Origin of the sequence: Rhodococcus sp. (in: high G+C Gram-positive bacteria) (assembly GCF_049299235.1) — a bacterium.
In the GTDB taxonomy this organism is placed as follows: domain Bacteria; phylum Actinomycetota; class Actinomycetes; order Mycobacteriales; family Mycobacteriaceae; genus Rhodococcus.
Map to the genome: position 1 here is coordinate 1 of NZ_JBAQXC010000110.1, position 19,779 is coordinate 19,779.

The 19,779-nt window shown below is 67.6% G+C and carries 18 protein-coding genes; all 18 read right to left on the reverse strand.

What is annotated here, in order from left to right; genetic code table 11:
- Nucleotides 1–1,508 (reverse strand): ComEC/Rec2 family competence protein (locus WAX14_RS06545; protein ID WP_422627282.1); only part of this gene is annotated, 1,508 nt, incomplete at its 3' end.
- Nucleotides 1,509–1,534: 26 nt separating this feature from the next.
- Nucleotides 1,535–2,380 carry a helix-hairpin-helix domain-containing protein gene (locus WAX14_RS06550; protein WP_422627283.1) on the reverse strand — a complete coding sequence of 282 codons (846 nt, stop codon included), beginning with the start codon at nucleotides 2,378–2,380 and terminating at the stop codon, nucleotides 1,535–1,537.
- 142 nt (nucleotides 2,381–2,522) lie between these two features.
- Nucleotides 2,523–4,088, reverse strand: coding sequence for an NADH-quinone oxidoreductase subunit NuoN (gene nuoN / locus WAX14_RS06555; RefSeq protein ID WP_422627284.1), 1,566 nt, complete (start codon nucleotides 4,086–4,088; stop codon nucleotides 2,523–2,525).
- Entirely contained in the window at nucleotides 4,085–5,740 is a 1,656-nt protein-coding gene (locus WAX14_RS06560; protein ID WP_422627285.1) for an NADH-quinone oxidoreductase subunit M, read from the reverse strand. The genes nuoN and WAX14_RS06560 overlap by 4 nt, the downstream gene beginning before the upstream one ends.
- A gap of 7 nt (nucleotides 5,741–5,747) precedes the next feature.
- Entirely contained in the window at nucleotides 5,748–7,661 is a 1,914-nt protein-coding gene (nuoL, locus tag WAX14_RS06565) for an NADH-quinone oxidoreductase subunit L (RefSeq protein ID WP_422627286.1), read from the reverse strand.
- Nucleotides 7,662–7,703: 42 nt separating this feature from the next.
- Complete coding sequence (gene nuoK, locus WAX14_RS06570) at nucleotides 7,704–8,003, reverse strand: NADH-quinone oxidoreductase subunit NuoK (protein WP_422627287.1); 300 nt, start codon at nucleotides 8,001–8,003, stop codon at nucleotides 7,704–7,706.
- The gene (locus WAX14_RS06575) at nucleotides 8,000–8,812 is read right to left on the reverse strand and encodes an NADH-quinone oxidoreductase subunit J (protein WP_422627288.1); all 813 of its coding nucleotides are present in this window, start codon (nucleotides 8,810–8,812) and stop codon (nucleotides 8,000–8,002) included. Before WAX14_RS06575 ends, nuoK begins: the two co-directional genes overlap by 4 nt.
- Nucleotides 8,809–9,342, reverse strand: a complete 534-nt coding sequence (nuoI, locus tag WAX14_RS06580; RefSeq protein WP_422627316.1) for an NADH-quinone oxidoreductase subunit NuoI — start codon at nucleotides 9,340–9,342, stop codon at nucleotides 8,809–8,811. Before nuoI ends, WAX14_RS06575 begins: the two co-directional genes overlap by 4 nt.
- 2 nt (nucleotides 9,343–9,344) lie before the next feature.
- Nucleotides 9,345–10,628, reverse strand: a complete 1,284-nt coding sequence (nuoH, locus tag WAX14_RS06585) for an NADH-quinone oxidoreductase subunit NuoH (protein WP_422627289.1) — start codon at nucleotides 10,626–10,628, stop codon at nucleotides 9,345–9,347.
- Nucleotides 10,628–13,027 carry an NADH-quinone oxidoreductase subunit G gene (locus WAX14_RS06590; RefSeq protein ID WP_422627290.1) on the reverse strand — a complete coding sequence of 800 codons (2,400 nt, stop codon included), beginning with the start codon at nucleotides 13,025–13,027 and terminating at the stop codon, nucleotides 10,628–10,630. Before WAX14_RS06590 ends, nuoH begins: the two co-directional genes overlap by 1 nt.
- The gene (gene nuoF, locus WAX14_RS06595; RefSeq protein ID WP_422627291.1) at nucleotides 13,024–14,337 is read right to left on the reverse strand and encodes an NADH-quinone oxidoreductase subunit NuoF; all 1,314 of its coding nucleotides are present in this window, start codon (nucleotides 14,335–14,337) and stop codon (nucleotides 13,024–13,026) included. The genes WAX14_RS06590 and nuoF overlap by 4 nt, the downstream gene beginning before the upstream one ends.
- 1 nt (nucleotide 14,338) lies before the next feature.
- The gene (gene nuoE, locus WAX14_RS06600) at nucleotides 14,339–15,187 is read right to left on the reverse strand and encodes an NADH-quinone oxidoreductase subunit NuoE (protein ID WP_422627292.1); all 849 of its coding nucleotides are present in this window, start codon (nucleotides 15,185–15,187) and stop codon (nucleotides 14,339–14,341) included.
- A complete protein-coding gene (gene nuoD / locus WAX14_RS06605; RefSeq protein ID WP_422627293.1) occupies nucleotides 15,184–16,527 on the reverse strand; it encodes an NADH dehydrogenase (quinone) subunit D in 1,344 nt (447 codons plus the stop codon). The genes nuoE and nuoD overlap by 4 nt, the downstream gene beginning before the upstream one ends.
- On the reverse strand, nucleotides 16,524–17,222 hold the full coding sequence (locus WAX14_RS06610) for an NADH-quinone oxidoreductase subunit C (protein WP_422627294.1): 699 nt from the start codon (nucleotides 17,220–17,222) through the stop codon (nucleotides 16,524–16,526). Before WAX14_RS06610 ends, nuoD begins: the two co-directional genes overlap by 4 nt.
- The gene (locus WAX14_RS06615) at nucleotides 17,219–17,773 is read right to left on the reverse strand and encodes a NuoB/complex I 20 kDa subunit family protein (RefSeq protein WP_422627295.1); all 555 of its coding nucleotides are present in this window, start codon (nucleotides 17,771–17,773) and stop codon (nucleotides 17,219–17,221) included. The genes WAX14_RS06610 and WAX14_RS06615 overlap by 4 nt, the downstream gene beginning before the upstream one ends.
- Before the next feature lie 84 nt (nucleotides 17,774–17,857).
- Nucleotides 17,858–18,217 carry an NADH-quinone oxidoreductase subunit A gene (locus WAX14_RS06620; protein ID WP_422627296.1) on the reverse strand — a complete coding sequence of 120 codons (360 nt, stop codon included), beginning with the start codon at nucleotides 18,215–18,217 and terminating at the stop codon, nucleotides 17,858–17,860.
- A gap of 218 nt (nucleotides 18,218–18,435) precedes the next feature.
- The gene (locus tag WAX14_RS06625; RefSeq protein WP_422627297.1) at nucleotides 18,436–18,840 is read right to left on the reverse strand and encodes a hypothetical protein; all 405 of its coding nucleotides are present in this window, start codon (nucleotides 18,838–18,840) and stop codon (nucleotides 18,436–18,438) included.
- A gap of 100 nt (nucleotides 18,841–18,940) precedes the next feature.
- Nucleotides 18,941–19,774, reverse strand: a complete 834-nt coding sequence (locus WAX14_RS06630; protein ID WP_422627298.1) for a DegV family protein — start codon at nucleotides 19,772–19,774, stop codon at nucleotides 18,941–18,943.
- Nucleotides 19,775–19,779: the final 5 nt, after the last annotated feature.

A 19,779-nucleotide genomic window follows, 5' to 3' on the forward strand; every position in this document is an offset into this window, starting at 1 on the left:
ATTCGCCTGAGCCGACGGTTCCGTACCACGGCCCATCCGCACACGATGGCCGCGGCGACGACCACCGCGCCGCCGACACCCGCCGGCACCGCCAGTTCCGCTGTGGGCAGCGACGCCGATCGTTCGGCCACCTCGAGCAGCCACCACAGCATCGGCGCGGTGCCGCGCGCAAGCAGTTCCGCTGCCGGCAGCCACACCGCCCCGCACACGGCGATCAGTGATCCGAGCACAGTGAGCGGCGGAATCACCGGAGCCACCAGCACATTCGCGGCGATCGCGACGATGCTGACGGTCCCGGACAGGGCCGCGACGATCGGCGCGGTAACGACGAACGCCGCAGCGGACACCGCGCACACCTCCGCGACGGCCCGCGGACAGCCGCGGGCCCGCATGCGCGTCACCCAGCCCGGCGCGACGGCGATCAGGCCTGCCGTCGCCACCACCGACAGCGCGAAACCCGCGTCGACCGCGAGTTCCGGTGCGAGGATCAGCAGGGCCCCGATCGACGCGGTGAGCGCCGGCATCGCATGTTTTCGTCGCCCCACCACCAACGCGAGCAGCGCGACCGATCCCATCGCGGCCGCGCGCAGCACGCTCGGTGACGGACGCACCACGACAACGAACGCGACGAGCGCCACCGCCGCCAGCGCAGTGCCGGTGCGGGGTCCGATGCCGAACGCCCGTACGAGCAGCAGTATCGCACCCAGCACAATACTCACGTTCGCGCCGGACACGGCCGTCAAATGTGTCAGACCCGCGACCCGGAACTCCTCGCGCACATCGCCTCGCAGGTTCGAGGTGTCCCCGACGATCAACCCCGGCAACAGACCGGCGGCCTCGGCCGGCAGCACAGCGTGTGCCGCGGACGTCAGCCGGTGCCGCACAGTCGCGGCCCACCGCTGGTGCGGCGGTGGTGGCGACACCGCACGCGGTTCCCCCTGCGCCCGGACCAATGCGAGTTCCAGCCCAGGGCCGCTCGCGACGGCGAGGGTGCCACGGACCGTGATCCGTTGGCCGGGAACGAGAGTCGACCAAGTGTCGGCGGGGGCGAACACCACGACCGAACCACCCGCGTCGATCCGGTCGCGACCGAGTTGCGCGGCCCGCAGCGACGCCGGTATCCGAACCTGCGGTTCCCCACCGAAACCGTTCTGCCGTAGTTCTTTCGGATCGTCGTCGACGATCACCTCGGCGGTGATGGTCGCGCCCCGTGCGGCAGCGGTCGCGACCGGATGCGACTCGGCCGCTCCGGCTCGCACCGCGACGGCGACACCGAAACCGGAACAAATCAGCAACGCAGCGAGGAGTGGCCCCGCGACCACCCGAATCGTCCCCGATCCGCGCACGCGGGCAAACGCGGCGACACCTGCGAGAAGAACCGCGACAGCCGAGACGATCAGGGCAACACGGCCACCCGCATACAACCCGACGAGCGTGACGGCCCATGCCGCGGCCGCGCACGGGACGAGCCGGGCGTCGAGCCCCGCGCTTACACGGTCACTGCTCACACGGTCACTGCTCACACGGTCACTGCTCACACGGTAACCAGGGCGCGCAGTCGGGCGAGACGGGCCGGACCGATACCGTCGACCTCGCCGAGTTGTTCGACGTCGGCGAACGGCCCGTTCGCGTCGCGCCACGCGATGATGGCCGCGGCGGTCACCGGCCCCACCCCCGGCAGCGCGTCGAGCGCCGCGTCGTCGGCGGTGTTCAGATTTACCGGCCCCGCACCACCTTCGGATGCAGGGGCGGCCGATCCCCCACCCGTACCGGCACCGGCGCTCGACACACCACTCGCCGGTGGCGGTGGATCCGGCGGCAGCACCCCGACGACAATCTGGTCCCCGTCTGCAACCCGTTGCGCCAGGTTGATTCCCGCCAGATCGGCACCGGGCAACGCTCCCCCGGCGGCGGTCAGCGCGTCCGCGACCCGCGCGCCGGGTACCAACGTCACCAGGCCTGGTGCACCGACCAGCCCGACGACACTGACGACCACTTCCTCCGGCACCGGTGGCGGTACGGCCGCACCGGTCGGCGGCACCGCGGCCCGTTCGGACACGGTCACCACCGACGGCAGTGGTGGAACAGCCTGGGGTACAGGTTGTTCCCGCCACACCACGACGAACGCGACAAGTGCCGCAACGACGCCGACCACACCGAGCGCGGCGGTGCCGCCGCGACCGGTCTGCCAGCGCGCCACACGCAACCGGTCGATCAGCCGCAGTGGTTCCGGTGCGCCCGGTTCCGGTTCGCCTGAGCCGTATCCGTCGTCGCGATCGGCACGACCTCCCGTCGGCAACTCTTCCCCGTAGTCACCGGCGGCGCGTGCGATCGCATCCAGCCGGGACCGGACCCGCTCCCCGTCGTCACCGCTCCCCATGCCGCGACGTTAACCACCGTGGGCCACGCCCGGGACTCCCGGAGCCGGAATCGGCCGAATCTGTGGATGGATCGGGTGCCTGTGGACAACTGCCGAACGATCGTGCTCAGTGCAGGAACACGGCTCAGTGCAGGAACACGGCTCAGTGCAGGAACACGGCCGCGCGATCCGCGAGATCGAGTACCGGTTGCGGCATGATGCCGAGCACCACCGTCACCAGCACACTGATCGACACGACGAAAGTGGTGAGGGCACCGGGCGCGACGACCGTCACGGCGTCGTCGTGGGGTTCGGTGAAGAACATCAAGACGATCACCCGAACGTAGAAGTACGCGGCGATCGCACTGCACACCACGCCGACCACGACGAGCGGGGCGGCACCCCCGTCGATAGCGGCCCCGAACACCGCGAACTTGCTGACGAAACCACTGGTCAGCGGAATACCGGCGAACGCGAGCAGAAGCAGAGCGAACGCTCCGGCGACGACCGGGGAACGCCGGCCGAGTCCCGCCCACGCGGACAGGTCGCCGACTTCTCCGTTGCGGTCCCGGACCAGGCCGACGATCGCGAACGCCCCCACTGTGCTGATCCCGTAGGCGAGCAGATAGAACATCGTCGACGCGACACCCGCGTGGTTCGCCGCGACGAGGCCGGTGAGGATGAAACCGACGTGGGCGACCGACGAATACGCGAGCATCCGTTTGACGTCGCGCTGGGTCACCGCGACCACCGAAGCGACCAGCATGGTGAGGACGGCGACGGCCCCGAGCACCGGTTGCCAGTTCGCGCTCAGGCCGGGCACCGCGACGTAGAACACGCGCAGCAACGCCCCGAACGCTGCGATCTTCGTCGCCGACGCCATGAACGCGGTGACCGGTGTGGGGGCGCCCTGGTAGACGTCGGGAATCCACGACTGGAACGGCACCGCACCGACCTTGAACAGCAATCCGACCGCCAGCAAGGCCACGCCGATCAGGGCGAGGGTGTCGTCACCGGAACCGTCGGCGACCGCCTCGGCGATCCCGGACAACCGCACGGTCCCCGCATACCCGTACAGCAACGCCATCCCATACAGGAAGAACGCCGACGAGAACGCACCGAGCAGAAAATATTTCAGGGCCGCTTCCTGCGACAGCACTCGGCGGTACCGGGCCAGACCGCACAGCAGGTACAGCGGTAGCGACAGCACTTCGAGCGCGACGAACATGCTGAGCAAGTCGTCGGAGGCAGGGAACAGCATCATCCCGCCGACCGCGAACATCGCGAGCGGGAACACTTCGGTGGTGACCGCACCCCGGTCCGCCGCGGCGCGCTCACCCGCACTTCCCGGCGGCACCGACGGTTGCGGCGCGAACGCATCGATCGGGGCGCCCACCCCCGCCGTGACCGTCTCGGCGACCGCCGCGTGGCGTTGCGCGATCAACCCGACGGCGAGGGTCGACGTCACGAGGATCGCGCCTTGCAGGAACAGCGCCGGACCGTCGATCACCACGGCGCCGAGCACCGCGGACCGGTTGGTTCCGGCGAGCGATACGACTGCTACGAACGCCGCGACGAGTCCGGCGACGGCGAGTACGAATTGTGTCGTGTGCCGTGCCCGGTGCGGCACGAACGCTTCGACGAGGACCCCGGCGATCGCAACACCGAACACGATCAGCATCGGTGCGAGCAGACCGTATTCGATCGACGGCGCGCTGAGTTCGTTCATTCGGATTCACCTCCCTGCTCGGCGTTGTCGGCGTCCGGACCGGAGCCCACCTCCGCCCACGTCACCCGCTCTCCGAGTTGGGTGGGTTCCGGATCTGTCTGTCCGATCGTGGTCATCGTGTGGTTCACCGCCGGGTCGATCACGTCGAGCGCCGGCTTCGGAAACACGCCGAGGACGACGAGCAACGCGATCAGTGGTGCCACGACCATCAGTTCCCGCGGCACCAGGTCGCGGACCTTCTCGTTGCCGGACGACAGCGGCCCGGTCATCATCCGCTGGTACAGCCAGAGCACGTAGACGGCGGAGAGTACGAGTGCTCCGGTGGCGAGTACCGCGGCGACCCCGTAGCGCGGGAATGTGCCGATCAGGACGAGGAATTCGCTGATGAACGGTGCGAGTCCCGGCAGCGACAGCGTCGCCAGACCCGCGACGAGGAAGGTGCCTGCCGCGATCGGCGCGACCTTACGCACCCCACCGAATGAAGAGATCATGCGGGAACCCCTGCGGGACACCAGGAATCCTGCGATGAGGAACAGGGCCGCCGTCGACAGTCCGTGGTTGACCATGTACAGCGTCGATCCGGTCTGCGATTGGCTGGTCATCGCGAAGATCCCCAGCACGATGAACCCGAAGTGCGAGATCGACGTATAGGCGATCAACCGCATCACATCCGTCTGGCCGACCGCCGCGATCGCGCCGTACAGGATGCCGATCACCGAGAGCGTGACGATCAGCGGGGCGAACGTCGCCGACGCGTCGGGGAACAGTTGCAGGCAGTACCGCAGCATGGCGAAGGTGCCGACCTTGTCGACGACCGCCATCATCAGCACGGCACTCGCCGGGGTCGCTTCCACGGCAGCGCCGGGCAGCCAACTGTGGAAGGGCCACAGTGGCGCTTTGACGGCGAAGGCGAACATGAAGCCGAGGAACAGCGCGTTGAGCAGACCCGGGGAGGCGCCGAGTTCGCCGGTGGTCGCGGCCGCGACGACCTCCCGAAAGTCGAAAGTGCCCACGCCCTGGTCGACCGTGAGGATGTACAGGCCGATGACCGCGGCGAGCATCATCAGTCCGCCGAACAGGTTGTAGAGCAGAAACTTCACCGCCGCGGCGGAACGAGCGGCCCGGTTCTGCGCCCGACCGAACCCGCCGATGAGGAAATACATCGGGATGAGCATCGCTTCGAAGAACACGTAGAACAGCAGAATATCGAGTGCCGTGAACGCGAGCACCACCATCGCCTCGACCACGAGGATCAGCGCGACGTAGGCATGCGGCGCCTTGCCAGCAATTCCACTGTCCCCCCGCACTATTCGGGAGTCCTCTGCGAGTCGGGTGTCGTTCCATCCGGCCAGCAGCAGCAGCGGCGCCAGCACCGCGGTGAGCAGTATCAGGACCAGCGCGATGCCGTCGACACCGAGGGTGTATCCGGCACCGAAAGATGGGATCCACTGGTGTGATTCGACGAACTGGTACTGCGCTCCGCCTGGTTCGAACAGCACCGCCACGACGATCGCGAGCGCAGCGACGACGAGGGACACGACGAGCGCCCCCACCTTGGCGAGGTCGGGTCGGCGCGCGGGCACCATCCACACCAGCAGCGCACCGACCGACGGTACGACCCACAGTGCGCTCAGCCACGGGAACTGGTTCATCGCATCCTCACCAGAGCACCATCGTGGCGACCACGAGGGCCGCGCCTACGAGCATGGACAGGGCGTAGGACCGGGCAAATCCGGTCTGCAGGGTGCGTAGACGTGCCGACGCCGCCTCGACCAGTGCGGCAACCGCGCCGACCGCACCGTCGACGGCACGATCGTCGACGTCGACGACGGCGCGCGTCGCGTGCTGTCCAGGCCGCATGAACACCGCTTCGTTGACCGCGTCGCCGTACAAGTCGCGGCGGGCGGCGCGGGTCAGGCCGGACACGTCGTCCGGTGCGTCGACGGGGATGTCGCGAGTCGCGTACTGCCGGTACGCGATCCCGACACCGACGAGGACCACCGCGAGGGTCGCGACGGTGAGTACCCACACCGGGACCGGTAGTTCGCCGTGGTGTTCCCCGACGACCGGTTCGAGCCAATTCGTCAGCGCTCCACCGTAGGCCAGTAGCGCACCACCGGCGACCGATCCGACCGCCAGCACCACCATCGGTGCCGTCATCACGCGGGGCGACTCGTGCGGGTGGGTGCCGTCCGGCCAGCGCCGCTGCCCGAAGAACGTCATGAGCATGACCCGGGTCATGTAGAACGCGGTGATGCCGGCACCGAGCAGTGCGGCCGATCCCAGAACGAAGCCTTCGGATCCGCCGGACCCGAACGCCGCCTCGATGATCAGATCTTTCGAGAAGAACCCGGCGAACGGCGGTATCCCGATGATCGCCAGGTAGGCGAGGCCGAAGGTGACGAAGGTGACGGGCATGACGGTGCGCAGACCACCGAAGCGTCGCATGTCCGTCTCGTCGTTCGTGCCGTGCATCACCGAACCCGCGCCGAGGAACAGACCCGCCTTGAAAAAGCCGTGGGTGAGCAGGTGCATGATCGCGAACGCGTAGCCGGCGGGTCCGAGTCCGGCAGCGAGCACCATGTAGCCGATCTGGCTCATCGTGGATGCGGCCAGTGCCTTCTTGATGTCGTCCTTCGCGCAGCCGATGATCGCACCGAAAAGCAACGTCACGGCACCGACGATCACCACGGCCAGTTGTGCGCCCGGCGCGGCCTCGAAGATCGGTCCGGACCGGACGATCAGGTAGACACCGGCGGTGACCATCGTCGCCGCGTGGATCAGGGCGGACACCGGGGTGGGGCCTTCCATCGCATCGCCGAGCCACGCCTGCAACGGCACCTGCGCGGATTTGCCGCACGCCGCGAGCAGCAACGTCAACCCGATGGCCGTCGAGATCGTCTCGTTCGCACCGGGAACCGCGGCGAAGACGTCGGTGAATCCGAGGGTTCCGAACGAGGCGAACATGATCATCATGGCGACGGCCAACCCCATGTCGCCGACCCGGTTGACGACGAACGCCTTCTTCGCTGCGGTCGCAGCGGTCGGCTTGTACTGCCAGAATCCGATGAGCAAGTACGACGCGAGACCGACACCCTCCCACCCGAGGTACACACCGAGGTAGTTGTCGGCCAGCACCAGCAGCAGCATCGCCGCGAGGAACAGGTTGAGGTACGCGAAGAACAACCGCCGCCCGGGTGCATGTCCCGCGGTGTTGCCGGACGGGTCCGGCCCGTGCGCCATGTAGCCGACCGAGTAGATGTGGATGAGCGACCCGACACCGGTGATGAGCAACACGAAGCACATCGACAACTGGTCTAGTTGCAGACCGAAATCGACCTGCAGTTCGCCGACCGGAACCCACGAGAACAGGACTTGCTGCACGGCCCGGTCGGGAGCGGCACTGCCCAGCATCTGCACGAACAGCACCACACCGACGACGAACGACGCCAGCGCCGTCGCACAGCCGAGCAGATGGCCCCACGCGTCGCTCCGCCTGCCGGTCAGCAGCAGTATCGCGGCGCCCACGAGCGGCAGCGCCGGCAGTAGCCAGACCACCGAGGTTCCGCCCATACCGCTCTCCTCTCGGACTTCACGATCAGTACTTCTGTGCGATCAGTACTTCAGCAGGTTGCTGTCGTCGACCGACACCGAACGCCGGGTGCGGAAGATGGCCATGATGATCGCCAGACCCACCACCACTTCGGCGGCGGCGACGACCATCGTGAAGAACGCGAAGACCTGCCCGTCGAGCCGCCCGTGCATCCGCGAGAACGTCACGAACGACAGGTTCACGGCGTTGAGCATGAGTTCGACGCACATGAACACGATCAGCGTGTTGCGCCGGACGAGGACACCGGCGGCGCCGATGGTGAACAGCAACGCGGACAGGTACAGGTAGTTCTCCGGGTTCATCGGATCTCCTCCTCGCCGGGAACGTCGCCGGGTGCCTCGCCGACCGCGCCGCGCGCCTCGAGCACCCGGCTCACCGACAGTGCCGAGTAGGTGCCGTCCGGCAACCGGGCAGGCATGTCGACGCCGTTGTGCCGCGCATACACACCGGGGGTCGGTAGCGGTGTCACCCCCACTTCCGGCTCCCCGGCGACTCGGGGCGCACCCCATGTACGGAACCGGCTGCGCGCCAGTTCCTTCTGGCCAGGGCGATCACCTGTCGGCTCCCGATGGGTCAGCACCATCGCCCCGATGGTCGCGGTGACGAGCAGCGCACCGGTGAGTTCGAATGCCCACACATACCGCACGAACAGCAATTCGGCGAGACCCGCGATGTGCCCGTCACCGGTGTCCGTCAGACCCGCGAACGGTGGTAGTCCGGTGTCGGCGAGGAACCCGATGATCAGCACACCGAAGCCGATTCCGGCTACCACCGCCGCGATGCGGTGCCCACGCAGCGTATCGGCGAACGATTCGGCGGCGTCGACACCGACGAGCATCACCACGAACAGGAACAGCATCATCACGGCGCCGGTGTACACGACGATCTGGACGACACCGAGGAACTGGGCGTCCTGGGCGATGTAGAACACCGCGAGGACGATCATGGTCAGCGCCAGGAAGATCGCCGAATACACGGCCTTGCTCGCGGCGACCACCCCGATCGCACCGGCGACCGCGACGACCGCGAGGACCGCGAACTGCACCGCTTCACCGGTGGACGTACGCTCGACGACACCCTGCGCGAAGACCGCGGCGGCGAGCGTGTTCATCGTTCCGGCGCTCCTTCCGGATCGGCGCCCGGCACCAAGCCGCGGTAGTAGTCCTCGTCGGTGGTGCCCGGATACATCGCGTGCGGCGGCGCCTCCATCCCGGGTTCCACCGGAGCAAGCAAACGCGCCCGGTCGTAGATGAGATCGGCGCGGTTGTCGTCGGCCATCTCGTAGTCGGCGGTCATCGTCAGTGCCCGGGTCGGGCACGCTTCGACGCAGAGTCCGCAGCCGATGCACCGCAGGTAGTTGATCTGGTAGACCCGACCGTATCGTTCTCCCGGCGAAAACCGTTCGGCGTCGGTGTTGTCGGCGGCTTCGACGAAGATCGCATCGGCCGGGCACGCCCACGCGCACAGTTCGCAGCCGATGCACTTCTCGAGGCCGTCCGGGTGCCGGTTGAGCTGGTGCCGACCGTGATAGCCCGGCGCGGGCGGACGTGTGTGCTCGGGGTACTGCTCGGTGACCGGTTTCTTGAACATCGCCGCAAAGGTGGTACCGAAACCGGCGATCGGATCGAGGAATTCGGGCATCGTCATCCCTCCCCGGGAGTGCGCTGCGCGGGTACGGTACCCGGCATCGGCGGGACCGGGAAACCCCCGGCCCTCGGGTCGAACGGTTCCTGTGGGTTCGGTTCGTTCACGTTCGGTTCGCGCGCAATCGATTCCTGCGCCGCCGGGGCCACCCGCGTTCCCCGCCGCACCCGCATCAGCACGACGAACCCCAGAACGCACACCACACCGACGGTGGCGAGGGTGCCCTGCCCCGCCGCGTACCCTTCGTTGCCGAACGCCCGAATCACGGCGACGACGACAACCCACGACAACGCTGCCGGAATGAGCAGTTTCCAGCCGAGATTCATGAACTGGTCGTAGCGCATTCGGGGCAGGGTGGCGCGCAGCCACACGAACAGGAACAGGAACGCCCACACCTTGACGACGAACCACAGCACCGGCCACCAACCGGAGTTGGCACCGTCCCACACGTTCAGCGGCCACGGGGCGTGCCAACCGCCGAGGAACAACGTCGTCGCCAGTGCCGACACGGTGGTCATGTTCACGTACTCGGCGAGCATGAACATCGCGAACCGCAACGACGAGTACTCCGTGTGGAATCCGCCGACGAGTTCGCCCTCGGCTTCGGGCAGGTCGAACGGCGCGCGGTTGGTTTCGCCGACCATCGCCGTAACGTAGATGAGGAACGAAGGCAGCAACAGGAATACGTACCAGGTGCCGACCTGCCCGGACACGATGCCGGACGTCGACATCGTGCCGGACAGCAAAAACACGGCGGCGAACGACAATCCCATCGCGATCTCGTACGAAATCACCTGCGCGGTCGACCGCAATCCGCCGAGCAGCGGATATGTCGAGCCGGACGACCAGCCGGCGAGCACGATGCCGTACACACCGATCGAGGTGACCGCCAGGATGTACAACACCGCGACCGGAAGGTCGGTCAGTTGCAGGGGTGTCTGCTGCCCGAAAACCGACACCACCGGACCGAACGGAATGACCGCGAACGCCATGAAGGCGGGCACGGTCGCGATGACGGGAGCGAGCAGGTAGACGGGCCGGTCCACCCCGGACGGGATGATGCCTTCCTTCAGCGCCAGCTTGACGCCGTCGGCGAGGCTCTGCAGAATCCCCTGCGGCCCCAGCCGGTTCGGCCCCACCCGCATCTGCATGCGGGCCAGGACCCGCCTCTCGGCGTAGATCGCGACGAGAACGGTGAGCACCAGAAACGCGAACACCGCAACGGCCTTGACGAGGATCAGCCACCACGGGTCGTGGCCGAACGCGCTGAGATCGGCTGCCATCACCGCACCTCGCCCACGCGGATCCGCACGAGCCCACCGGGCCCGGCACCCAACTGCCGGTGGACCGCGCACCCGGGTGAGTTCAGCGGCAGCCACACGACCCGGTCGGGGAGGTCGGTGAGGACGAGCGGCAAGCTCACCGCACCCCGTTCGGTCGCGACCGTCACCGCGTCCCCGTCCGACGCTCCGATCTCGAGCGCGGTCGCGGCAGACAGGCGGACGACCGGCCGTCTGGCAGTCCCAGCCAGATTCGGTTCCCCGACCTGCAAGGTCCCGGCGTCGAGAAGCATCCGCCACCCGGTCAGGATCGCTTCGCCGGGGCCGACGCGGGGCGGTGGCACGGCACCGATGTCCGGATCGACCGGATACCCGCCCTCCCACATGCCGAGCAGATCCAGTTCTCGGCGCGCGGATTCGATATCGGCGAGGCCGAGCGGGACGCCCATCTCGGCGGCGAGCGCGTCGAGTATCCGCCGGTCGGGGAGGGTTCCGGTGCCGCGCAGCGCAATCTCGAAATCGCGGACCCGCCCCTCCCAATCCAGGAATGCCCCGGACTTCTCGGCTACGGCCGCGACGGGGAACACCACGTCGGCGAGGTCGGTGACGGCGCTGGGGCGCAGTTCCAGGCTCACCACGAACCCTGCCGATTCCACCGCGGACCGCGCGGCCTGCGGATCGGGCAGGTCGTCGAGGTCGACACCACCGACCACCAGCGCACCCAGGTCGCCCGAGGCGGCCGCGGCGAGAATTCCCGCCGTGTCCCGGCCGGGGCCTGTCGGGACTTCCACGGCGGCACCTGCGGTGTCGGACCATACCTGCGACACCTGATCGCGTGCCCGCTGATCGGCGAGATCCCGGCCACCGGGCAGTAGCGCCGGCAGCGCACCGGATTCGAGGGCGCCGCGTTCACCGGCTCGCCGGGGCACCCAGGCGAGCCGGGCGCCGGTGTCGTCGGCGAGCCGGATCACCGCCGACAATGCCCCGGCACTCGCGGCGCACCGCTCCCCGACGATGATCACGGCTCCGGGTCTGCGCAGTAGTTCCGCGGTGTCCCCGCCGTGATCCCCAGACCGGATCTCGTCCAGCACTGCGGCTTCGGTACTCGGCACGGTCGGCACCAGCCGGCCCGACAGTTTCGTCAGTCCAGTGCTCGCATACGCGGCGATCGACCGGATCGCGGACCCGCCGCGGGCCGCGCGGCGCAGCCGCAGGAACACGATCGGCGATTCCTCCTCCGGCTCGAAGCCGACGAGCAGCACGGCCGGTGCACGATCCAGATCCTCGTAGGTCACGGCGAGTCGGCGTCCGGCGATGCGCGCCGCGAGGAACTGCGCCTCTTCCCCGGAGTGCGTGCGTGCCCGGAAATCGATGTCGTTGGTTCCCAATACCATCCGAGCGAATTTCGCGTACGCGTAGGAGTCCTCGACGGTGAGCCGTCCCCCGGCGAGCACTCCCGTACCCTGTGCTGCGGCCAACCCCCGGGCCGCGGCCGCAAGTGCGGCGGGCCAGGATGCCGGTGCGAGCGCCCCGGTGGCGCCGCGCACCAACGGGGTGGTGAGACGATCGGGTTCGGTGGCGTAGGCGAACGCCCACCGCCCCTTGTCGCAGTTCCATTCCGCGTTGACCTGCTGGTCGTCGCCCGCGAGGCGTCGCAACACGGTGCCGCGCCGATGGTCGGTGCGTTGCGCGCACCCGCTGGCGCAGTGTTCGCAGATGCTCGGGCTGGACACCAGATCGAACGGGCGGGCCCGGAAACGATAGGCCATTCCGGTCAGTGCGCCGACCGGGCAGATCTGCACGGTGTTGCCGGAGAAATAGGACTCGAACGGTTCCTCGGCATAGATGCCGACCTGCTGCTCGGGCCCGCGTTCGAGTAGATCGATGAAGGGATCGCCCGCGATCTGCTGGGAGAAGCGGGTGCAGCGAGCGCAGTTCACGCACCGTTCGCGGTCCAGCAGCACCTGAGACGACAGTGCGATCGGCTTCGGGAAGGTCCGTTTGACGCCACCGAAGCGGGAGTCGCCGCGGCCGTTCGACATCGCCTGATTCTGCAATGGGCATTCGCCGCCCTTGTCGCAGACCGGGCAGTCCAGCGGATGGTTGATGAGCAACAGTTCCATCACGCCCTGCTGCGCCTTGTCGGCCACCGGGGACGTGAACTGGGTTCGGACGATCATCCCGTCGGTGACGGCGGTGGTGCACGAGGCGAGCGGCTTGCGCTGACCTTCGACCTCGACGAGACACTGGCGGCACGCCCCCGCCGGTTCGAGCAGCGGGTGGTCACAGAACCTCGGGATACGAATGCCGAGTTGTTCGGCGGCGCGGATGACGAGAGTTCCTGGAGGAACACTGAATTCGATACCGTCGATGGTGACGACGGGATCCTTGTCGGTGGTCATGACCCGCCCCCTGCGGTGACGGCGGACAGACGCGGATCGAACGGGCATCCACCGTGCGTGCGATGTGCGATGTACTCGTCGCGGAACAGAGCGATCGACGAGGTGACGGGACTGGTCGCGGCGTCGCCGAGCGCGCAGAATGCGCGCCCGAGAATGTTGTCGGAGATGTCGAGCAGCTTGTCGAGGTCGGCTTCGGTGCCGGTACCCGCCTCGAGTCGTTCGAGGATCTGCACGAGCCACCAGGTGCCTTCACGGCACGGCGTGCATTTTCCGCACGATTCGTGCTTGTAGAACTGCGACCAGCGCAGCACCGCACGCACCACACAGGTGGTGTCGTCGAAGATCTGCAGGGCCTTGGTGCCGAGCATCGACCCGGCGGCCCCGACCCCCTCGTAGTCGAGGGGCACGTCGAGTTGTTCGGCGGTGAACAGCGGGGTCGACGACCCGCCTGGCGTCCAGAACTTGAGCCGGTGACCCGCCCGAATACCGCCGGCGTAGTCGAGCAGCTCGCGCAGCGTGATGCCGAGTGGCGCCTCGTACTGGCCGGGCCGGGTGACGTGCCCGGACAGCGAATACAGCGTGAACCCCGGGGACTTTTCCGTACCCATCGCGTGGAACCAGTCGATACCGTTGCGGAGGATCGCCGGCACGCTCGCGATGGATTCGACGTTGTTCACGACCGTCGGACATGCGTAGAGACCGGCGACCGCGGGAAACGGGGGGCGCAGCCGCGGCTGTCCGCGGCGACCCTCCAACGAGTCGAGCAACGCGGTTTCCTCACCGCAGATGTAGGCGCCTGCACCCGCGTGCACGACGACATCCAGATCGAAACCGGACCCGAGGATGTCGCGGCCGAGATACCCGGCGGCGTACGCCTCGGCGACTGCGTGCTGCAACCGGCGCAACACGGGGACGACCTCACCGCGCAGGTAGATGAACGCGTGCGACGCCCGGATCGCGTAGGCGGCGATGACGACGCCTTCGACGAGCGTGTGCGGCGTCGCCAACATCAGTGGCATGTCTTTGCAGGTGCCCGGCTCCGATTCGTCGGCGTTCACGACGAGATAGTGCGGTTTCGCGCCTGCGGGTGTGGTCGGATCCTGCGGAATGAACGACCATTTGGTGCCGGTCGGGAATCCGGCTCCGCCGCGACCGCGCAGACCCGAGTCCTTCACCGTGGCGATGACCTCGTCCGGGTCTGTACGAAGGGCACGTTCGAGTGCCCGGTAGCCGTCGTGGCTGCGGTAGACGTCGAGGGTCCACGACCCGGGTTCGTCCCAGTATCTGCTCAGAACGGGACTCAGCGGCATGTCACTCCCCTTCCGGTCCAGCAGCGTCGTTCGGTCCAGCAGCGTCGTTCGGTCCAGCAGGGCCGGGTGCTCGCATGCCGCGTTCGCGGGCCACGCGCAGCCCGGCGAGGGTCGCATCGCCCGGCGTCGCACCGTCGTTCGCGCCGGGGCGGGCGTCGGGAAATCCGGCGAGGATGCGGGCGGTGTCGCGGAACGTGCACAGCGACGCACCTCGGGTCGGGGTGATGCGTTTGCCCGCGAGCAGGGCGTCGACGAGTGCGGTCGCCGACTCCGGGGTCTGATTGTCGAAGAACTCCCAGTTGACCATGATCACCGGCGCGTAGTCGCAGGCCGCGTTGCATTCGATGTGGTCGAGGGTGATCTTCCCGTCGGCTGTGGTGTCGGCCACCGAGCCAGGGACGATTCCGAGATGCTGCTCGAGGGTCGCGAGGATCCCGTCGCCACCCATGATCGCGCACAGCGCGTTGGTGCAGACCCCGACGTGATAGTCGCCCGTCGGGCGGCGACGGTACATCGTGTAGAAGGTGGCCACGGCGGCGACCTCGGCGCCGGTGAGCGTAAGGTGCGCCGAGCAGAACTCGATGCCTGCGGGGGTGATGCAACTGTCCTCCGATTGGACGAGGTGCAGCAACGGAATCAGCGCCGACCGCGCGACCGGGTAGCGGCCGATGATCTCGGCGGCATCCACATCGAGGCGTTCGCGTACCTCCGGCGGGTATGTTCTCGGCGCATCGGGATGCTCGATTCGATCGTCTTCCGCTGCGGTGCGGCCGAATTCGAGTAACACCGGCACCGAAGGTCCCGGCTGGGCGCCGAGCGTCGTGTCGTGGTCGGATCCCGCTCGGGTCATCGGTCGACACCTCCCATCACCGGATCGATGCTGGCGACTGCGGCGATGACGTCGGCAACCATGCCGCCCTCGCACATCGCCGCGACCGCCTGCAAGTTCGTGAACGACGGGTCGCGGTAGTGCACCCGGTAGGGGCGGGTCCCGCCGTCGCTGACCATGTGCACGCCGAGTTCACCGCGGGGCGATTCGACACCCACGTACACCTGTCCGGCCGGAACCCGGAATCCCTCGGTGACCAGTTTGAAATGGTGGATGAGCGCCTCCATGGACGTGCCCATGATCTTGCCGATGTACTCCGGTGAGTTGCCGAGTCCGTCCGCGCGCACCGCCAGGTCCGCCGGCCACGCGACCTTCGCGTCGTCGACCATGACCGGACCCGGCCGCAACCGGTCGATGCACTGGGCGACGATCTTCAGCGACTCCTTCATCTCACCGACGCGGATCAAGTAGCGGCCGTAGCAATCACAGCCGGTGTCGGTGACGACGTCGAAGTCGTAGGTGTCGTAGCCGCAGTAGGGTTGCGCCTTGCGCAGATCGTGCGGCAGCCCGGTGGATCTCAGGATCGGCCCGGTGATCCCGAGCGCCATGCAGCCCATCAGGTCCAGATAACCGATGTCCTTCGTCCGGGCCTTCCAGATGGTGTTCTCGTCCAGAAGGTCCTCGAGGTCGCGCAGGCGTCGCGGGACGATGTCGAGGACCTCGCGGACCTTGTCCAGCGAGCCGGGCGGAAGGTCCTGCGCGAGTCCACCGGGCCGGATATAGGCGTTGTTCATGCGCAGCCCGGTGACGGCCTCGAACACGTCGAGGATCAATTCGCGTTCCCGGAAGCCGAGGAACATCGACGTCATGGCCCCCAGTTCCATGCCGCCGGTGGCCAGCGCCACCAGATGCGAAGAGACGCGGTTGAGTTCCATGAGCATCACCCGCACGACCGTGGCCCGTTCGGGTACGAGATCGGTGATGCCGAGCAGTTTCTCGACGGCCAGGCAGTAGGCGGTCTCGTTGAAGAACGAGGACAGATAGTCCATGCGAGTGACGAACGTGACACCCTGTGTCCACGTACGGAATTCGAGGTTCTTCTCGATTCCGGTGTGCAGATAGCCGATACCGCACCGCGCCTCGGTCACGGTCTCGCCGTCCATCTCGAGGATGAGCCGCAGCACGCCGTGCGTCGACGGATGCTGCGGCCCCATGTTGACGACGATGCGTTCCTCGGCGAGTTCACTGTCCGGCCCGGCCGACGCACGGACGGCCTCGACGATCCGGTCCCAATCCTGCCCCGCGGCGGTGTAGACGGCGCCCTGTGCGCCGTGATCGTTCGAACGGTGCGCGCTCCTCACCGGTACGACCTCCGTTCGTCGGGTGGTGGTATCCGCGCGCCCTTGTATTCGACGGGGATGCCCCCGAGGGGATAGTCCTTGCGTTGCGGATGACCGGCCCAATCGTCGGGCATCTCGATGCGGGTGAGCGCCGGGTGCCCGTCGAACACGATCCCGAAGAAGTCGAACGTTTCGCGCTCGTGCCAGTCGACGGTCGGATACACCGCGTACAGCGACGGAATATGCGGGTCGGCGTCGGGAACCGACACCTCCAGTCGGATCCGCCGGTTGTGGGTGATCGACATCAAGTGGTAGACGGCGTGCAGTTCGCGGCCGGTCTCGTCCGGATAGTGCACGCCGCTGACGCCGAGGCACAGTTCGAACCGCAGGTCCTGCTCGTCGCGCAGCGACCGGGCAACCTGCGGCAGGTGGTCGGCGCACACATGGACGGTCATCTCGTCTCGGTCGATGACGATGCCGTCGACGGCCCGGCGCGACTCCACCGACGCCCGCACCAGTGCGGCGTCGAGACCATCGGCCACCGTGTCGAACCAGCCGCCGTACGGGCGGGACGAGACGCCGGGCAGGGTGACCGGCCGGACGAGCCCCCCGTATCCGGACGTGTCGCCGGTACCAGCAGAACCGAACATGCCGCGGCGCACCCCGATCACCTCGGGCCGGTCCGACCGCCCCGCCACCGGTTCCTCGTCCGTCACCGCAACAACCCCCTCAGCTCGAGGGTGGTCGGCGCCGCGAGCGCTGCCTTCTCGGTCTCGCGGATCACCTCGTCGCGGTGGACACCGAGCGGCATCTGCTGGATCTTCTCGTGCAGCATCAGGATCGCGTGCAGCAGCATCTCCGGTCGCGGCGGGCATCCGGGCAGGTAGATGTCGACCGGAACGACATGATCGACGCCCTGCACGATCGCATAGTTGTTGAACATGCCACCCGACGACGCGCACACACCCATCGCGAGCACCCATTTCGGTTCGACCATCTGGTCGTAGACCTGCCGCAGCACCGGCGCCATCTTCTGGCTCACCCGCCCGGCGACGATCATCAGGTCGGCCTGCCGGGGCGAGGCCCGGAACGCTTCCATCCCGAACCGTGCAATGTCGTAGCGGGAGGACACGGTGGTCATCATCTCGATCGCGCAGCACGCCAGGCCGAACGTCGCCGGCCAGAGCGAACCCTTGCGGGCGTATCCGGCCGCTGCTTCCACCGTGCTCAGCAGGAAACCGCTCGGGACCTTCTCTTCGATTCCCATGTCCGGCTCACCTCACTTCCGTGCCCGCCGCGACGCTCGTCATCCCCAGCTGTGCCATTCCCACCCGTGCCATTCCCACCCGTCTCATTCCCACCCGAGGCCACCGCGTCTCCACTCGTAGACGTAGGCCACGGATACGTTGAACAGGAACAGCGCCATCGCGCCGAGACCGAACAGTCCGAGGCTGTCGAAATGCACCGCCCACGGATAGAGAAAGACGATCTCGATGTCGAAGATGATGAACAACATCGCCGTGAGGTAGTACTTGACCGGGAACCGCCCGCCACCCGTGGGTTGCGGGGTCGGATCGACACCACATTCGTAGGCCTCGAGTTTCGCTCGGTTGTACCGCCGCGGACCGACCAACCCGGCCACTCCGACGGAGAACACCGCGAAGGCAACCGCGATCGCCCCGAGAACGAGGATCGGTACGTAGAGGTTCATGTCCACTGGCCCCTCTCTCGCGGTCCGGCCTCTCGCGACCCCGGTCGATACGTAACCGGAATCACTCCTTGCGAACAGGTGTGATATGCGACTCACCCTACAAGGGTGATACCCGGCCTTGTCCCGATTTTCGAAGGTGCCGAAATTCGCTGGGATCGAACGGATCCGTGGTGAACGACCGCACATGGCTGGGCAGTCACGACACGATCACGAAAAGGTCACACGCGGCGCAGCAGCGCCACCACCAACTCCGCGAACCGGAACGGATCGACGGGAAGCGCGACCGCGGCATCAGCCTGCGACCACGAGGCCAGCCAGGCGTCGTCCGGCCTGCCCAGCAACAGCAACAGCGGCGGACACGGGTCGACCTCGTCGCGCAACTGCTTCGCCAGACCCATCCCCCCGACCGGGGTCGCTTCACCGTCGAGGACCACCAGGTCGATCCCGCCCTCGTCCACCCGGCGGATCACCACCGGCGCGGTCGCCACTTCGAGGTACTCGAGTTCCGGCAGCCCCGCGTCCGGGCCGGTGCCGAGCGCGCGTACCACCTGCGCGCGAATGCTCGCGTCGTGGCTGTAGACGAGCACACGCAGCGGGGCTGCCCTGCCGGCCGAGTCGGTCACGGACCCGATGCTAGGACAACGATTGCGTCGCCGCGCGCATCCGACCGATTTCGGCGCGCGAGGCAGTCAGTTCCGCAAGGCAGTCAGTTCCGCAAGGCAGTCAGTTCCGCGAGACGACGATTCCGATCGCCCCAGGGCCGACATGTGCTCCGAGCACGGCATCGAGCTCGGACACCACCGGTTCGGTGCCCTCCGGGAGCCGCCGGGTCAGGACCTCGACGAGTTCCCGAGCGCGCTCCGGGGCGGCGCGGTGGTGCACCGCAACTGCCGGCTCTGCGACCTTCGCGACCTCGGCGCACTGGCCGACGGCGGCATCGACAAGCTTGCCGAGCGCCTTGGACATCGTTCGGGTCTTCTCCCGGAGGACCAGCTTTCCGTCGGCGAGGTGCAGGACCGGCTTCATCGACAGCGCGGTACCGAGCAAGGCGGTCGCGGTGCCGATCCGTCCGCCCCGGCGCAGGTGGTCGAGCCGGTCGACGACAAGCAGTGCGCGGCCCGCGGCCGCGACCTCGACGGCACGATCGTATGCCTCGTCGAGTGTGGCGCCGGACTCGGCCGACCTCGCCGCGGCCAGCACCGCGAATCCCAATCCCATTGCAGTACTGCGAGAATCGACGAGGCGAACACGGCCACCAAATGCGTCGGCAGCATATCGGGCGGCGTCCCAGGTTCCGGACAGCTGCCGCGAAATGTGCACGGCGAGGACCCCGTCGCCCGCGCTGTCGGCGAGCGCGCGGGCGTACACGTCGGTGAGCTCGGCGGGTGCCGGCCCCGATGTGGTGACCTTCGACAGATCCTCGGGCAGTTCGTCGATGCCCTCACGGAGGTCACGACCGTCGGAGATCACGTGCAGCGGCACGACTCGGATGTCGTACCGCTCCACCATCTCCCGATCCAGACAGCACGACGAATCGGTCACCACCACAACAGACACGTCGA

What these genes read in the sequence shown, in the direction of transcription:
- nuoI (WP_422627316.1), bottom strand. Translation starts at nt 9,342, where the DNA reads ATGCCCGAATTCCTCGATCCGATCGCCGGTTTCGGTACCACCTTTGCG.
- WAX14_RS06560 (WP_422627285.1), bottom strand. Translation starts at nt 5,740, where the DNA reads ATGAACCAGTTCCCGTGGCTGAGCGCACTGTGGGTCGTACCGTCGGTC.
- nuoK (WP_422627287.1), bottom strand. Translation starts at nt 8,003, where the DNA reads ATGAACCCGGAGAACTACCTGTACCTGTCCGCGTTGCTGTTCACCATC.
- nuoN (WP_422627284.1), bottom strand. Translation starts at nt 4,088, where the DNA reads ATGAACGAACTCAGCGCGCCGTCGATCGAATACGGTCTGCTCGCACCG.
- nuoF (WP_422627291.1), bottom strand. Translation starts at nt 14,337, where the DNA reads ATGCCGCTGAGTCCCGTTCTGAGCAGATACTGGGACGAACCCGGGTCG.
- nuoE (WP_422627292.1), bottom strand. Translation starts at nt 15,187, where the DNA reads ATGACCCGAGCGGGATCCGACCACGACACGACGCTCGGCGCCCAGCCG.
- nuoL (WP_422627286.1), bottom strand. Translation starts at nt 7,661, where the DNA reads ATGGGCGGAACCTCGGTGGTCTGGCTACTGCCGGCGCTGCCGCTCGTG.
- WAX14_RS06590 (WP_422627290.1), bottom strand. Translation starts at nt 13,027, where the DNA reads ATGACCACCGACAAGGATCCCGTCGTCACCATCGACGGTATCGAATTC.
- WAX14_RS06620 (WP_422627296.1), bottom strand. Translation starts at nt 18,217, where the DNA reads ATGAACCTCTACGTACCGATCCTCGTTCTCGGGGCGATCGCGGTTGCC.
- WAX14_RS06575 (WP_422627288.1), bottom strand. Translation starts at nt 8,812, where the DNA reads ATGAACACGCTCGCCGCCGCGGTCTTCGCGCAGGGTGTCGTCGAGCGT.
- nuoH (WP_422627289.1), bottom strand. Translation starts at nt 10,628, where the DNA reads ATGGCAGCCGATCTCAGCGCGTTCGGCCACGACCCGTGGTGGCTGATC.
- WAX14_RS06615 (WP_422627295.1), bottom strand. Translation starts at nt 17,773, where the DNA reads ATGGGAATCGAAGAGAAGGTCCCGAGCGGTTTCCTGCTGAGCACGGTG.
- WAX14_RS06550 (WP_422627283.1), bottom strand. Translation starts at nt 2,380, where the DNA reads ATGGGGAGCGGTGACGACGGGGAGCGGGTCCGGTCCCGGCTGGATGCG.